Raw genomic sequence first — 15,687 nt, 5'->3', positions numbered from 1 at the left:
GAGTTGTTAAGCTTACACCTGTAAGCTAATCTGCGACCTTCATTAAAATAAGGCTTACATCGACATGGTAGAAAAACGCGACTCTTACACGAAAGAAGATCTGGAAGCCTCTGGCCGCAGTGAACTTTTTGGTGCCGGCGGCCCGCCGCTGCCGTCAGGCAACATGCTGATGATGGATCGCATCGTCAAAATGAGCGAAGACGGCGGCAGCCACAATAAAGGCTACGTGGAAGCAGAGCTGGATATTAACCCTGACCTGTGGTTCTTTGGTTGCCACTTTATCGGTGACCCGGTCATGCCGGGCTGCCTGGGTCTGGATGCGATGTGGCAGTTGGTCGGCTTCTATCTGGGCTGGCTGGGCGGCGAAGGCAAAGGCCGTGCGCTGGGCGTGGGCGAGGTGAAATTCACCGGCCAGGTGCTGCCGACCGCGAAAAAAGTGACTTACCGCATCAACTTCAAACGCGTGATCAACCGTAAACTGATCATGGGCGTGGCAGACGGTGAAGTACTGGTCGACGGTAAAGTCATCTATACCGCCAGTGACCTGAAAGTGGGCCTGTTCAAAGACACCAGCGTCTTCTGATTCCTCTGTTAATTTTAAAGGCGCTGCCTGAAAGTAAGTAGCGCCTTATTTATAACTAATGGATTTTTTTAGAAAAACACTATAATAATTGCTGTAACAAATTTACCTGCATTAATCTAACACTCATCAGAGTCATTCACTCTATTGCTTTTTAAGGAATTTAACATTCCATTAGACTGACATGATGGGCGTCCATTTTACCTCTGTATTGCTTCTGCATAAATAAATTATGCCGCAGTTCGTTGCCGGCCCTATCCGCTCGGTAATCGTGCCGGCCGGGTATAGAAAATGCCTTGGTTCTGCCCACCGTAACACGTTTTCAGCCTTTACCCCTCGAGTAATAAATGCAGTATTACCTGAGTAATTGAACGTTCCTATCGAGACGTTATAAAATTCAAAAGCACTTTGTGAATTAAGATTAACACTTCTAATGGCACCTCCGTTAAATATAGCCCTGGAGTTCCAGGCACCTACCACGCTTTCCAATTGACAATTATTAAAAGTTGTTGGTGGAAATTGCATTCCGATAACACTGTTAGTATTTTTATATGGCGGGCTTTTTAAATCTCCGATCTCCCCAGTTATTGCCACATTATTAAAAGTAATATGACCACGAATATGCGATCCAAAGTCCACTTTATTTATCTCGCCGCCATTAATAATTATATTCCTAGCATTATTATTTGGGGTAAAAATATTAATCATGCCGTTATTGATAATAACTTCAGAACCAATGCAAATCTTTTCAGATATACGTGGGTTTTCTACTGTTATTTTTTGAGCTGGCTCTACAATGTGAAAATTTTTTGCCACTATTGTACTATATAATGTTTGATGGCCAAAGGCGCAGCTTAGGATCCCATTTGTTGCATTAATATTCCTCGCCTCTGAGTAATCAAGCGATAAGGAAATAGAGGGTACATCTGTAATACATGCGATCCCGTCAGGTGTGGTAGAGCCTGTATAGGCATCAATAATAGCCTGGTTTATTGTCGAGTTACCTATATTAAAGTCACAGGTTGTATACTTCAGGCCAGACGGAAGTTTCGTATTTCCGTCATCGAGTGTTGTGATATACGTTCTTTCACAATGGATATTTTCAATCACGTTTCGGATGCCGGTGATGCATAATGCTTTGTCATAAGATTGCTCGGCTTGTAATGCCCCAATATGGGTTGTGTTGTAAGTATCTCCTCCACCATTTAAAGAGCATGCATATTTTTCTGAATTGCCGCAGAGTTCTACAGACAATCGTTTAAATGTTGAGTCCCACACCGCAGACTGGTGAATTCCTGTCCCATTAAAATTGGTGACACGTATATGGTCTACAACAAACCAGCTTCCTTTCATATATAACCCGTTTAAAGGCACTGACCGGCTGTCACTATCAATCGTTAATATCCCTTGAATAACGAACTTTGCAACTCTGCCCGCGTAAGCCCCCCTATCAGGATGACCGATAGTCATCGCCCATTCTCCTGAAAAACTAAAGGGATTGACTTTAAATGCGCATGTGCCGTCAGTAATGATAGTCGCCACATGAGTTAAGTCCAGGGTAGATGAAATGCGCCAGAATCCATTTCGAAAATCAACGGTACCTCTTGCTGAAGCGGCGATATACCGCCGCATGCTGTCAGTAACATCCGTTTTTCCATCGGGAACAGCACCAAAGTGGACAGGCAGCAGATATGTTTCCCGGCGTTTCCAGCGGTGGCCTCCGGCAGTAGCGATAATCGAGCCACCGTTATCTACACTCTCTTTATCCGTGTCATCATAAATGAAATATCCCCCTCCAAAACTGCATCCTTGGAAGTATTCTACAACATCAATTAATTGATTTTTTTCATTTGGCTCGGTTATACGCAGCATACCAATATCAGGGCATCGGCCAATGTACTTCAGGCCATCAGAGCCACTCAGTTGCCGTTTAAACTGATCGGGCTCATATTTTAAAATATCGGGGTAATAAAATTGTGGTACGTTGCTGGCGTCAAATACCGTCATACTATGGTTTTTATCAGTAACAAATTTTGCTATCGCCCCTTCATAAACAAGATAGCCTGCAGAATTAAGTAACAACGGTTGTGCTACAGGTACAATTTCACCTTCCCTTTTTTCCAGATAAACCTGAACTTGGTTCTCAGGATGGAAAGGGTCAGTATTCACTTTTCCAATATAAACACTTCCGCCTGATGCAGCCTTAAACGAAGTGGCTAAGGTAAAGGGAGAGGATGGCATTGAAATAATAACATTTGCATTAATTTCAGACATTGAGCTTTTCCAAATCCAATAGGGCAGATGTAAGAATGAAAGAATATACGAACAGCGGACCAGAAGGACTCAAAGAAAAGGTAACCATTGCTATACTTATTCAAAAATAAATAAGCCTCGCAACAACATTGAGCTGACTCCTGCCACAATTCTGAAGCCCAAGTAAACCTAAAACACATACCCATACTAATTATACGATTATCAATTCATAATAATTAATTATAGATACATGCAAGCTTAAGTTTTTGAGCGGACATTTCCAAGAGAAAATATAGATTAATTTATCATAATAAATAAATTTAATTTTTATAATTTGTCATTTTATTTATCCTTAACAATTAATTTTACTAACCAATCTGCCTGAGGCTAAATTTCAGAAAATCTCTTAATCCATAACGATTCATACCAATTAAAAGTGTAGATCATAGCTATTATTTTTAGCCATGATGTATTTTTTCTTAATAAGAAAAATCATGACCAGTTATTAGCGGATAGGGGAAACCGAGCGTCGTATTCTTGAAATATTCAATCTGAATCCACTAAAAACACCCCCTATCTCATTGCGACTAGTTAGTCACGAAATTTATAAAAACCTGCAATAAATTAATTTCAGAAAATATGAAGCATTCAGATAATTATAATCATCACAAGTGCATATTTGGCTTTATGAAAATAATGTTAAGGCTCCAGGAAGGTAGGCGGTGGCGGGTAATGCGGAGTGAAGAAACGACCGTTGAAAATGTCACGCTTAAAATGAAATCGTAAAATGTTGATGAGGACGTGGTGAAGTCTGCTACCCAGCCCCCAATAAAAACCTCCGCGCCTGGCGGAGGTTCTTCCCTTTTCGTACAGGGCGCCGCTTATGCAGCGGTCACGGCCCTGTCCTCCATGGCTTGTCGCCAACCTCCCAACCAGTGAGACCGGGCGTCCAACGATTGATAGGGACATAATTCCCTGGGACGACCTGAAATACCTGCGTGATACCCGCGTGAATGTGCCCGTTCCAGGCGATCGCGTTTCTGTCTCTTCATCATATGCCTTATTTCCCTCATTCATGGTCTGGTGGAAAGAAAACAGTGGTCGCCGCAGTCTGCGTACGCCACGTTTAAGCAATAGTCCTTTAACGCGTGAAGATCAATGCGCAATATTCACGCCAATGTCACATTTGTGAGATATATGAGGAGAATCAAGTAACTCACTGATGTAAATGATGATGGCGTAACCTGTTGTTTAATAAGAAACCGATAAAAAAGCCCGGCAGGCGAACCGCGCAACGCGATCCGCTTACCGGGCTTTAACGCTTTTTCGCTGACTATTTTACATAGGCAGCAATCACCGCAGCCTGCTGCTGCCAGCCCTGCGCCAGTGTCCGGACCAGGTTGTCATAGCCATCTTCCGGCTGATCCAGTTGCAGGCTGAACGGCTGAGTCAGCGTCTGCCCGTCGCGTGTCAGCGTCCACTGCCCGCTGACCACCGCCTTGCCGTCATAACGCCCGTGGAAGCCGGTAACCGTGACGTTCAGCACCTCCTGATCGTTGCTCTGCGTCTGGGCAGAGACCAGCCAGCCCGGCAAATCCCGGCTCAGCTGGGTAACCAGCGTCTGTTGCAGTTGCTGCTCCAGTGGACTGGCCCAGAGGTTATCTTTGGCGATGACGTACTGCACATCGTTGGTCTGGTAGACCACGCCGGTGCCGTTCAGGTAATCCGCCACCCCGACGTGCTCAATCCACAACTGGCGTTGTGCAACCTGTGCCGTAGCGGCCGGGGCCGGGGCGGTGGCGGCCGGCAGGTCCGGCAGCTGGTAGTAGTGTTTGTCGCTGTCATCACTGCTGCTGCACGCGGCCAGCAAGGCAGCCAGCGTAACGGGAAGTATCCATTTCATCATTTTTTGGCCTTCTTCGGCTGAGGGTCAGGGCTTTCCGATGCTTCAAACACCAGCGCGTTGCTCTTGTCATTGATGGTGCGCAACACCGGTTGCAGTTCACGCATCACCTGATCCAGGCGCTGCATATCCGCCACCATTTTGGTGTAGGCCGGGGAGCCGGGCTGGAAGCCTTTCATGCTGCGGTTCAGCTCAAGCAGCGTTTTCTGCATGTCAGCCGGCAGGTTCTGCATCTCTTTACTGGAGGTGATTTTATTCAGCGCTGCCATGGTGCGCTGCGTCTCCGCCAGCGTGCGCTTACTCTGCGCCAGCGTCTGCGTGGCCTCTTCAATCAGCGGGTTCAGCGGCAAGGCGTTGATCTTGTCCAGCGTCATCATCACTTTCTGCTGAATCTGCGCCAGGCCGCCGCTGGTGGTCGGCAGCAGTTCATACCCGCCCAGCTGGCGCGGCCCCTTCCACGGCTTCTCATTCGGGTAGAAGTCGAGGTCGATATAGAGTGCGCCGGTCAGCAGGTTGCCTGACTTCAGGGAGGCGCGCATGCCACGTTGCAGGGCATCTTTCAGCGCGGCTTCCATATCAAAGTGTTTACCCAGCTGCTTGGTGAAGCGATCGGGTTCAATACGGATCAACACCGGAATGCGGTAATCACTGTCAATTTGCTGTTCGATGCCGGGAATCGTGAACGGCACAGAGGAGACCGTCCCGAGGCGGATGCCGCGGAACTCCACCGGCGCGCCCGGCGAGAGGCCACGGATCGAGTCAGAGAAGAACATCACAAAATCGCGGTGCTCGGTGTAGAGCGAATCCTGGATGCTGCGCTGGTCGTCAAACAGGGTGTACTCAGCATGTTCCTGCGCCTGCTCCCCGCGCTCCCAGCCGTTGGGCACGTCAAAACTGACGCCGCCGCTGAACAGGGTGGTCAGCGACCCCATCTCGACCCGCATACCCTGCGCAGACATATCGAAATTGACGCCGCTGTCTTTCCAGAAGCGCACATTGCTGGTCACCAGTGAGTCATACGGCGCATTGATAAACAGCTGGTAATGCATAGAGCGCGTTTTGGTATCGAACTGGCTGGTTTCCACTGACCCGACCCGGTAGCCGCGGAACAGCACCGGATCGCCGGGGTTAAGCTGGCCGGAGCGCTCACTGTCGAGCACCACACGGATGCCCTTGGCGTCCGGCGCGGCCAGCGGCGGTGAATCCAGCAGCTGGTATTGTGCCGGCTCTTCACCTTTGCGGCCCGGTTGCAGCTCAATATAGGCACCGGAAAGCAGCGTGCCGAGGCCGGAGACCCCCTCTTTGCCGATCTGCGGTTTGACCACCCAGAAGGCGGAGTCGCCCTTGAGCAGCTTTTGCATGTCCGGGTTGAGGCGGGCTTTCAGGATCACATGGTTCAGGTCATCACTCAGGGTCACGCTCTCGACCCGGCCAACGTCAACGTTGCGGCTCTTGATTGCAGTTTTGCCGCCCTCGATGCCCTCTGCCGTGGTGGTGATCAGGGTCACTTCCGGCCCCTGATGGCTGAAGTGGTAAAACAGGATCCAGGCGCCAATCAGGGCCGTCACGATCGGCACAATCCATACCGGTGACCAGCGTTTGATCTTCTCCACCCGTGCGGTGCCTTCATTTGCTGTCAAGGTGCAGCTCCTTTTGGTTTTTTCTATTCAGACCGTCCCAGCTCAATCTGGGATCAAAGGTCATGGCGGCGATCATGGTCAGGATCACCACCATGGCAAACAGCACCGCAGCGATCTGCGGGTACACATTCATTAACTGCCCGATTCTGACCAGTGCTGACAGCACGGCGATCACGAACACGTCGATCATCGACCAGCGCCCGACAAACTCCACCACCTCATAAATCAGGTGCATCCGTTCACTGTCGCGCTGCCGCTCCGGGTGGCGCGCATCCCAGCAGAGCCAGGCGATGGCCATCATTTTCAGGGTCGGCACCATGATACTGGCGATAAAGATCACCATTGCCACCGGGTAGGAGCCGTCGCTCCAGAGCAGCACCACCCCCGCCATAATGGTAGACGGGGCCGGGTTCCCCAGCAGTTCAGTATTCATGATCGGAAGGATATTGGCCGGAATATAGAGCAGGAATGCGGTGATCAGCAGCGCCATGGTCCATTGCAGGCTGTGCTTTTTGCGCAGGTGCCCTTTGGTCAGGCAGCGCGGGCAACGTTCCTGTTCCGCCGGCAACACCGCGGCGCAGCAGGGGCAGGCGCGCAACTGCTGCTGCAACCCGCTCTCCCCCACGCGCAGCGCGCGCTTAAGCGGCGGCGCAGGGGCGATGTCATGCCACATGGCGCGCCGGTCAAGGCACTGGAACGCGCGCAGCTGTAACAAACAGAACAGCACATAGGCGTAGAAACTCAGGTTCACGCCGATATTGCCGTAGGCCATCAGTTTGACGAAGCTGACCAGCACCCCGGCCAGGAAAATCTCCACCATGCTCCAGGCTTTCAGCGTAAACAGCCAGCGGGCCAGCCTGACTTTCAGCGGCTGCGGCATCCGCACCCGCTGGCAGAGCAGAATGATGGTAACCATACAGAAAGCGGGCACCAGCTGCACAAACAGGATGAACAGCCCGGCCATGCTGGCGTAATCCTCGGACATCATGACCTGCGGGATCTGGTAGAGCGAAATTTCGCTGCTCAGCCCTTTGACATGGATATTGATAAATGGAAAAAGGTTGGCCAGCAGCAGCATCAGCAAGGCGCTGACGGCAAACACCATCGGGCGGCGGCGCGGTTCAGGCCAGGCGGTATAGAGGGTGGTGTGGCAACGTGGGCAATTTGCCCGGCTGCCGGGAGATAATGCCGGTAAAGCGACCATCAGGTCACATTGCGGGCATAACAGGGGGTTATCAGAACGATGCGCGTTCACCGCGTCACTTCTCAACGGCATGGTGTTCTCAACGGCGTGATGCTCCTAAACAGGGGGATGGCGGCCGGGAACCGGCCGCCGGGTTTTTATCCGTTTTTCTGTGCCTCAAGGCTCTCCCAACGCTCAAAAGCGGCTTCGAGTTCGCTTTCCGCCTTCGCCAGCGCATCGATCACACGTTGCGTTTCATCATGCGGCTGGCTGAAGAAGCTGGCATCGCTCATGGTTTCCTGCAGCGCGGCGATCTCTTTTTCGAGCGCATCGATGCGTTGCGGCAGTTGTTCCAATTCACGTTGCAAATTATAGCTTAGTTTGTTTCCAGGACGTTTAGCACTGGTTGCGGGCGGTGCCGCCGGGGTATTTTTCTCCGTGGCGGCTGGTGCCTGGCGCAGGGCACGGGTCGCGGCGCGCTGCTGGTGCGCATCGTGGTAGCCACCCACGAAGCTGTTGATCACGCCGTTGCCTTCGAAGATCCAGCATTCGGTCACGCAGTTATCCACGAACTCACGGTCGTGGCTGACCAGCATCACGGTGCCCTGGTAGCCATCGATCAGCTCCTCCAGCAGCTCCAGCGTTTCAACGTCGAGGTCGTTGGTCGGTTCATCGAGAATCAGCAGGTTGCTGGGGCGCAGGAACAGGCGTGCCAGCAGCAGGCGGTTACGCTCCCCGCCGGAAAGCGCTTTCACCGGCGTCATGGCGCGTTTCGGGTGGAACAGGAAGTCCTGCAGGTAGCCCAGCACATGGCGGGAACGGCCGTTGACCATCACTTCCTGCTTGCCTTCAGCCAGGTTGTCCATCACCGTGCGCTCCGGGTCCAGCTCCGCGCGGTGCTGGTCAAAGTAGGCCACTTCCAGCTTGGTGCCGCAGTGTACGCGGCCGCTGTCCGCTTTCAGCTGGCCGAGCATCAGTTTCAGCAGCGTGGTTTTGCCGCAGCCGTTCGGGCCGACCAGCGCGATTTTGTCGCCGCGCTGCACCTGGGCGGAGAAATCAGAGACCAGCTGCTTCTCCCCGACGCGGTAGCTGACGTTTTCCAGCTCAAAGACGATCTTGCCGGAGCGGCTCGCCTCTTCCACCTGCATTTTGGCAGTGCCCATCACTTCGCGGCGCTCAGAGCGCTCACGGCGCAGCGCTTTCAGGGCGCGCACGCGCCCCTCGTTACGGGTCCGGCGTGCTTTGATGCCCTGGCGGATCCACACCTCTTCCTGCGCCAGCTTGCGGTCAAACTCCGCATTCTGAAGCTCCTCGACCCGCAGCGCCTCTTCTTTGGTGGTGAGGTAGAGGTCGTAATTCCCCGGGTAGGAGACCAGCTTGCCGCGATCCAGATCCACAATGCGCGTCGCCATGTTGCGGATGAAGGAACGGTCGTGGGAGATGAAGATGATGCTGCCCTGGAACTCTTTCAGGAAGCCTTCCAGCCAGTTGATCGTCTCAATGTCCAGGTGGTTGGTCGGCTCATCCAGCAGCAGCACCTGCGGGGAGCTGACCAGCGCGCGGCCCAGCGCCGCTTTACGCAGCCAGCCGCCGGAAAGCGACGACAGCTCCGCGTCGCCGTTCAGAGAGAGCTGCGCCAGCACCTCCTGGATGCGGCTGTCGAGCTGCCACAACCCCTGATGGTCGAGGATCTCCATGATCTGCGCCATTTTGGCCAGGTTCTTCTCACTGGGGTCGAGGCCGACCTGATGGGAGATGGCGTGGTAGGCCTTGAGGTGCTCAGCCTGCTCGGCCACCCCTTCGGCGACGAAATCGAACACCGTGCCGCCGATGTTGCGCGGCGGGTCCTGTTGCAGGCGCGCCACAATCAGATCCTGCTCATACACGATGCGGCCATCATCCAGCGGCACTTCCCGGTTGAGGATTTTCATCAGCGTGGATTTCCCCGCGCCGTTGCGGCCTACCAGGCAGACACGTTCATTTGGCTCGATGTGGAGTTCGGTGTTATCCAACAGCGGGGCGTCGCTGAAGGAGAGCCAGGCACCTGACATACTGATTAAAGACATAAAAGTTACTTTTCCTCGCCGGCGCGGGTGAGCAGCCAGCAGTTGTGAATCTGACGGTTACGGGCAAAATCCTGGGACTGCGTCTGGGCGGTGATCTCTTTTGCCACCAGCCCCAGTGCGGCCAGACCGGCGATGTCCATCTGGAAGCCCCGTTTGTTGTTGGAGAACATAATGGTACCGTTGCGGCGCAACAGGCGGGTCAGGTGTTTCATCAGCGCCAGGTGGTCACGCTGCACGTCGAAGGAGTCCGCCATGCGCTTGGAGTTGGAGAAGGTCGGCGGGTCGATGAAAATCACGTCGAACTGCTCGTTGGCCTCACTCAGCCAGGAGAGGCAATCCGCCTGAATCAGGCGGTGCTGGCGGCCGGTCAGCCCGTTGACCCGCAGGTTTTTCTCCGCCCACTCCAGATAGGTGCGTGACATATCCACGGTGGTGGTGCTGCGCGCGCCGCCCAGCCCGGCGTGCACGCTGGCGGTGCCGGTGTAGGCGAACAGGTTGAGGAAATCCTTGCCCTGGCTCATCTCGCCCAGCATCCGGCGCGCAATGCGGTGGTCAAGGAACAGGCCGGTGTCGAGGTAGTCGGTGAGGTTAACCCACAGTTTAGCGTTAAACTCCTGCACCAGCAGGAACTCCCCTTTCTGCGCCAGCTTTTCGTACTGGTTTTTGCCTTTCTGCCGCTCGCGGGTCTTCAGCACCAGCTGATTGGAAGGCAGATCCAGCACCGACAGCGTGGCGTTGATCACGTCAAACAGGCGCTGGCGCGCTTTCTGTGCATCCACGGTTTTCGGCGGCGCATACTCCTGCACCACCACTTTGCTGCCGTAGCGATCCACCGCCACGTTATATTCCGGCAGATCGGCATCATACAGGCGGTAGCATTCGATGCCCTGCTGCCTGGCCCATTTCTCCAGCTTGCGCAGGTTTTTGCGCAGGCGGTTGGCGAAATCCTCGGCAATCTGGCCGCCGGTGGCGGCGCCTTCCGGGTTGTCCGCCAGCTGGTAGTTTTTCTGCACGCAATCCAGCGGGCCGTTTTTGGCCTTGAACTGGCGCTCGGCACGCAGTTGCAGGCAGCTCAGCAGCTCCGGCGAGGCGCTGAACAGCGACAACTGCCAGCCGCCGAACTGGGTTTTCATGATGCGGCCCAGCAGGTTGTGCAGGGCAATCAGCGCCGGTTCACTCTCCAGGCGCTCACCGTACGGCGGGTTGCTGATCACGGTACCGCGCGGGCCTTCCGGCAGCGGGTTGACCAGCTTGCTGACGTCGTTGCTGTTAAAGGTGATCAGCTCCGCGACGCCGGCACGGCGGGCGTTGGCGCGCGCCATCTCAATCACGCGGCGGTCGATGTCTGAGCCGAAGAAGCGGGAGGTGGTCTCCTGCAGGCCGCGGCGGGCGCGCACCTGCGCTTCGGTGGTGACTTCGCGCCACAGGTCGGCGTTGAAGCCGTTCCAGGCAGTGAAGCCCCAGTGCTGGCGATGCAGGCCGGGCGCGCGGTCAGAGGCGATCATCGCCCCCTCAATCAGCAGCGTGCCGGAACCGCACATCGGGTCGAGCAGCGGGGTGCCCGCCGCCCAGCCGGAGCGCATCACGATCGCCGCCGCCAGGTTCTCTTTCAGCGGGGCCGCGCCGGTCAGGTCACGGTAGCCGCGCTGATGCAGGCCGTCGCCGCTCAGGTCCAGCGCCACACTGGCGGTGTCGCGTTGCAGGAAGACATTCACGCGGATGTCCGGCTGCTGTTTCGCCACGTTCGGCCGCTGGTCGATCTTGCGGGTGAAGCTGTCCACGATGGCGTCTTTGACCTTCAGCGCGCCGTACTGGCTGTTGCGGATCTCATCATTCAGGCCGCTGAAATGCACCGCGAAGGTTTTATCCACGCCGAACACAGAGGGCCAGTCAATCGCCATCACGCCCAGGTAGAGGTCCAGGTCGCTGTGTACCTTGAATTCATTGAGCGGCAGCAGAATACGTGACGCCAGGCGGCTCCACAGCAGGCTTTGATACAGAAGACGATCGTCCCCCTGAAAATGTACCCCACCCTGTACCACTTTACAGGCGTGGGCGCCCAGCGCTTCCAGTTCGCTTTTTAACAGTTCTTCCAGACCACGCGCCGTGCTGGCAAACAGAGAGTTCATATCGACTTATCACCAAATAGAAAATTGTTGCGCATTATAGCTAATCCCACCCGCTTGTCATAAAGTTGCTGACTCTCATTTATGCCGGCAAGGAGTCAGCAGTGATTACCCTCTCCAAACTTTTCATCCATCCGGTGAAATCGATGCGTGGGCTACAGCTTTCACAGCTGCTGGCGGAGCGTGCCGGGCCGGCGTTTGACCGCGCCTTTATGGTCACTGCGCCGGACGGCACCTTTATTACCGCCCGCCAGTTGCCGCAGATGGTGCAGTTCACCCCTGCCCTGCTGCCGGATGGCCTGTTCATCGCCGCGCCGGACGGCGACAGCGCCGTTATCCGCTATGACGAATTCAGTGCGACGGAGAGCCCGACCGAAGTCTGGGGGAATCAGTTTACCGCCCGCATCGCTCCGGAGGCCATCAATCGCTGGCTGAGCGGTTACCTGTCGCGCGATGTGCAGCTGCGCTGGCTGGGGCCAACCCTGAGCCGCCGGGTGAAAGGCCACCCCGACACCCCGCTGACCTTCGCTGACGGCTACCCGTTCCTGCTGGTCAATGAGGCCTCGCTGGAGGAGCTGCGCCGCCGCTGCCCGGCCGGGATTAAACTCGAGCAGTTCCGGCCGAACCTGGTGGTCACCGGGGCCGGCGCGTTTGCAGAAGACAGCTGGGCAGAGGTGCGGGTCGGCAGCGTGGTGTTTGAGGCGGTGAAACCGTGCAGCCGCTGCGTGCTGACCACCGTCAGCACCGAGCGCGGGGTGAAACATCCGGGCGGCGAGCCGCTGAAGACACTGCAGACGTTCCGCACGGCCCCCAATGGCGACGTCGATTTCGGCATGAACCTGATAGCGCGCAACAGCGGTATCATCCGGGCCGGTGACGAGGTCGAGGTGCTCGCTACCTGTACGCCGCGCACCTACGGTACCGGGAAAGTCAGCGCCCCGCTGGCCCCCCCTGCGCCTGCCGCGCCGTCTGCCCAGGCGGTCGCTATCACCTATCAGGGGCAGCGCTTTACCGGCAATAAAAAAGAGGTGCTGCTGGACCAGCTCGAGCAACAGGGGTTCCGCATTCCCTATTCATGCCGGGCCGGGTTGTGCGGCAGCTGCCGCCTGACGCTGGAGGGGGGAAAGGTGGCCCCGCTGGTGCAGGATGCACTGGGGGACGACGGTACGCTGCTGAGTTGCAGCTGCATACCGCTGGAAGATGTTACCCTGAGTTGACTAGCCTGGCCGGAAAACCGGGGGCAGAAAGGCGGCGCGCCCGCGGGTGCGCTGTTTTCAGAACGGAACGCTTACACGGCCTGGTCGTACAGGGCAGCCAGATCCAGCTCTTCCGCGACCGGCATCATCCGGTCATGCATGATTTTGATGGCGTCACCGCACTGCATGGTGCGCCCGGCCAGCGCCAGTTGGTTCTGCGCCAGCAAACAGAGGCTGGCATTGTCACCGGATTCCACCACCAGCAACTGCGCCCGGTCACCGCTCTCCGTGACCCTGACGGCCACCACATCCCCGGTTTTCGGTGCCAGCGTGCGTGCCTGCTGGGTGAAGTGCCAGCTTTTCGGCATCAGCGGCTTCAGGTAACGGAACGCCACCAGCGCATTTAATACCAGCTCGGCGCGCTGCTCCGATTTAAGCTTAATTTTGCGGCACTGCGCTTCATAATCAAAATAGAGCGCCGCATCCTCCACGGAAAACGCACACTCACCAAACGCATCCGGCGTTAACATTTTGGCGGGAAAACGTGAGCGGAATATCATGCCGTTTGCCAAATCCAACATCAGCCGATCGTGATCGGCGTCAAAATACCAACGCCAATTGTCGTCAGGTTTGATTCTCATCGGGTTACCCCTTTACGCCTGTTAATTTCCAAAACCACCAGCAAACGCGCCGTAAAAGGGCTTTTGCTGGGGTGTGTTAATAAATGATGCCGGTGAGGATCGCGGGACATATTATTTAGTCTGGTAACGTGCTGGCATCCCGCGCCTATAACCCCGGCAGTGGACAAAATATAGACGAGCCGGAAGGAGAAATAAACCCCCCGGCACGGCAGGTTGGTTAAAAACTATCAAATCGCGTTAATAATATCTTTTATCAGCCGGGGTCCGTGGTAAATAAAGCCGGAATAGAGTTGAATCAGCGATGCGCCCGCCTGCATTTTCTCCCGCGCGGCGGTTAAGGAGTCGATGCCGCCCACGCCAATAATCGGCAACCGCCCCTGTAATTCCAGCGACAAACGGCGAATCACTTCTGTGCTGCGTAACTGTACCGGCCGCCCGCTCAGGCCGCCCGCCTGTTCGCAATAATTAAGGCCGTGAATCAGTTTACGATCGAGCGTGGTATTGGTGGCAATCACCCCATCGATATTATGGCGGACCAGGCTGTCGGCAATTTGCACCAGCTCCTCCTCCGACAAATCCGGCGCAATTTTCACCGCCACCGGCACATATTTGTGGTGGCGCTGCTGTAATTCAGCCTGCTTATTCTTGATGGCGGCGAGCAATTCATCCAGCGCGTCGCCATACTGCAATGAACGCAGCCCCGGCGTATTGGGTGATGAGATATTAACCGCAATATAGCCGGCATAGGGGTAGACTTTCTCCATGCAGAGCAGGTAATCATCCTTGCCGTTCTCCACCGGCGTGTCTTTATTCTTGCCGATATTGATGCCGAGTATCCCGCCAAAACGCGATTTTTTGACATTTTCTATCAGATTATCGACCCCACGGTTATTGAAGCCCATGCGGTTGATTAACCCCTCTGCCTCCACCACCCGGAACAGCCGCGGCTTCTCGTTGCCCGCCTGCGGGCGCGGCGTCACGGTGCCGACCTCCACAAAACCGAACCCCATCGCCCCGAACGCATCAATGCATTCGCCGTCTTTGTCCAGCCCGGCCGCCAGGCCCAGCGGGTTTTTGAAAGAGAGGCCCATGCAGCTGACCGGCTTGGCCGGTAACGACTGGCGGATAAGGAATTCGAACGGCGAGCCGGAAAGGCGGCGAAGCTGGCGGAAGGTTAATTCGTGTGCGTGTTCTGGGTCGAGCTGGAAAAGTGCTTTTCTGACGAGGGGATAATACATGAAATCTCCTGAGTTCCCGGTGGCAAACCGGGGGCGTATTATCCGCGAATACCGGTGAAAAGGGAAATGATCCGGGGTAAAAAAAGCCCCTTTCCGCAAACGTTTTCTCCCGCAGCCTGAAGCGCTTCCCGGGCCGTCTCTTTCTCTGCTGTCAGCCCGCCTGACGTTATGCCCTTTTTCAGAAAAAGAAAGCAGAAAAAGAGATTTTAAGAACGCCGCTCCCGCTGATAGCGTAGTAACACTTCGTCAGGAAAAATGGCCTGGCTATTCCATTCAGTTATAAGGAGTGAGTATGCACGTTATATCTCTGGCAGGCAGCCCGCGACAACCCTCCCGCTCTTCTGTGCTGCTGCGCCGCAGCGAACAGTGGCTGCAACAGCGCGGCGTAACCATCACCGCCTATAACCTGCATGATTTCGACGCCGACGATCTGCTGTATGCCAATTTCAACAGCCCGCAGATCAAGGCGCTGGCGGCTGAGCTGGCCCGGGCAGACGGGTTGCTGATCGCCACGCCGGTTTATAAAGCAGCGTACTCCGGCGCGCTGAAAACCCTGCTTGACCTGCTGCCCGAGCGCGCGCTTGACCACAAAGTGGTGTTGCCGCTGGCGACCGGCGGCTCCATCGCCCACATGCTGGCCGTGGATTACGCCCTGAAACCGGTGCTGGCCGCCCTGAAAGCGCAGGAAGTGCTGCACGGCGTCTTTGCTGATGACAGCCAGATTGAGATGAAAGCGCAGCCGCAGCCGACGCTGGTACCGGCACTGGCGCTGCGGCTGGAGGAGGCGCTGGAAAGTTTCTACCAGGCGCTGGATCGCCGCACGCCGGTGCGCACCTCACAACTGCAACATATCGCCTGAAC

The 15,687-nt window shown here is 55.5% G+C and carries 12 protein-coding genes; 3 read left to right on the top strand and 9 right to left on the bottom strand.

Annotation, left to right across the window (positions count from 1 at the left end):
- The first annotated feature begins 64 nt into the window (after positions 1-64).
- A complete protein-coding gene (fabA, locus tag CYR32_RS00800) occupies positions 65-583 on the top strand; it encodes a bifunctional 3-hydroxydecanoyl-ACP dehydratase/trans-2-decenoyl-ACP isomerase (protein WP_072925683.1) in 519 nt (172 codons plus the stop codon).
- 171 nt (positions 584-754) lie between these two features.
- Here fabA and CYR32_RS00795 read toward each other — a convergent pair whose 3' ends face one another.
- The 7 genes from CYR32_RS00795 to rlmKL form a co-directional block, all read right to left on the bottom strand.
- Positions 755-2,854: a phage tailspike protein gene (locus CYR32_RS00795; RefSeq protein ID WP_101821588.1), complete on the bottom strand. Its 2,100-nt coding sequence runs from the start codon at positions 2,852-2,854 to the stop codon at positions 755-757.
- Positions 2,855-3,714: 860 nt separating this feature from the next.
- Positions 3,715-3,885, bottom strand: coding sequence for a ribosome modulation factor (gene rmf / locus CYR32_RS00790; protein WP_072926843.1), 171 nt, complete (start codon positions 3,883-3,885; stop codon positions 3,715-3,717).
- A 281-nt stretch (positions 3,886-4,166) separates the two neighbouring features.
- A complete protein-coding gene (pqiC, locus tag CYR32_RS00785) occupies positions 4,167-4,739 on the bottom strand; it encodes a membrane integrity-associated transporter subunit PqiC (protein WP_101821586.1) in 573 nt (190 codons plus the stop codon).
- Positions 4,736-6,376: an intermembrane transport protein PqiB gene (pqiB, locus tag CYR32_RS00780; RefSeq protein WP_101821584.1), complete on the bottom strand. Its 1,641-nt coding sequence runs from the start codon at positions 6,374-6,376 to the stop codon at positions 4,736-4,738. Before pqiB ends, pqiC begins: the two co-directional genes overlap by 4 nt.
- A complete protein-coding gene (gene pqiA, locus CYR32_RS00775; protein WP_101821582.1) occupies positions 6,363-7,652 on the bottom strand; it encodes a membrane integrity-associated transporter subunit PqiA in 1,290 nt (429 codons plus the stop codon). The genes pqiB and pqiA overlap by 14 nt, the downstream gene beginning before the upstream one ends.
- Positions 7,653-7,717: 65 nt before the next feature.
- Entirely contained in the window at positions 7,718-9,625 is a 1,908-nt protein-coding gene (locus tag CYR32_RS00770; RefSeq protein ID WP_101821580.1) for an ABC transporter ATP-binding protein, read from the bottom strand.
- A gap of 5 nt (positions 9,626-9,630) precedes the next feature.
- Entirely contained in the window at positions 9,631-11,754 is a 2,124-nt protein-coding gene (gene rlmKL, locus CYR32_RS00765; protein WP_101821578.1) for a bifunctional 23S rRNA (guanine(2069)-N(7))-methyltransferase RlmK/23S rRNA (guanine(2445)-N(2))-methyltransferase RlmL, read from the bottom strand.
- Between the two features lie 101 nt (positions 11,755-11,855).
- Here rlmKL and CYR32_RS00760 point away from each other — a divergent pair, with 101 nt between their 5' ends.
- A complete protein-coding gene (locus CYR32_RS00760) occupies positions 11,856-12,968 on the top strand; it encodes a YcbX family protein (protein ID WP_101821576.1) in 1,113 nt (370 codons plus the stop codon).
- 71 nt (positions 12,969-13,039) lie between these two features.
- Here CYR32_RS00760 and CYR32_RS00755 read toward each other — a convergent pair whose 3' ends face one another.
- Together CYR32_RS00755 and pyrD are read right to left on the bottom strand one after the other, a co-directional pair.
- Positions 13,040-13,588: a cell division protein ZapC gene (locus tag CYR32_RS00755; protein WP_101821574.1), complete on the bottom strand. Its 549-nt coding sequence runs from the start codon at positions 13,586-13,588 to the stop codon at positions 13,040-13,042.
- Between the two features lie 227 nt (positions 13,589-13,815).
- Complete coding sequence (gene pyrD / locus CYR32_RS00750) at positions 13,816-14,826, bottom strand: quinone-dependent dihydroorotate dehydrogenase (RefSeq protein WP_101821573.1); 1,011 nt, start codon at positions 14,824-14,826, stop codon at positions 13,816-13,818.
- 292 nt (positions 14,827-15,118) lie between these two features.
- Here pyrD and ssuE point away from each other — a divergent pair, with 292 nt between their 5' ends.
- Entirely contained in the window at positions 15,119-15,685 is a 567-nt protein-coding gene (ssuE, locus tag CYR32_RS00745) for an NADPH-dependent FMN reductase (protein ID WP_101821571.1), read from the top strand.
- The last annotated feature ends 2 nt before the right edge of the window (positions 15,686-15,687 follow it).

It is taken from the genome of Chimaeribacter coloradensis (assembly GCF_002858715.1).
Taxonomy (GTDB): Bacteria; Pseudomonadota; Gammaproteobacteria; order Enterobacterales; family Enterobacteriaceae; genus Chimaeribacter; species Chimaeribacter coloradensis.
Note: the sequence above shows the minus strand (reverse complement) of the source record. Positions and strands in the feature narration are given on the sequence as shown.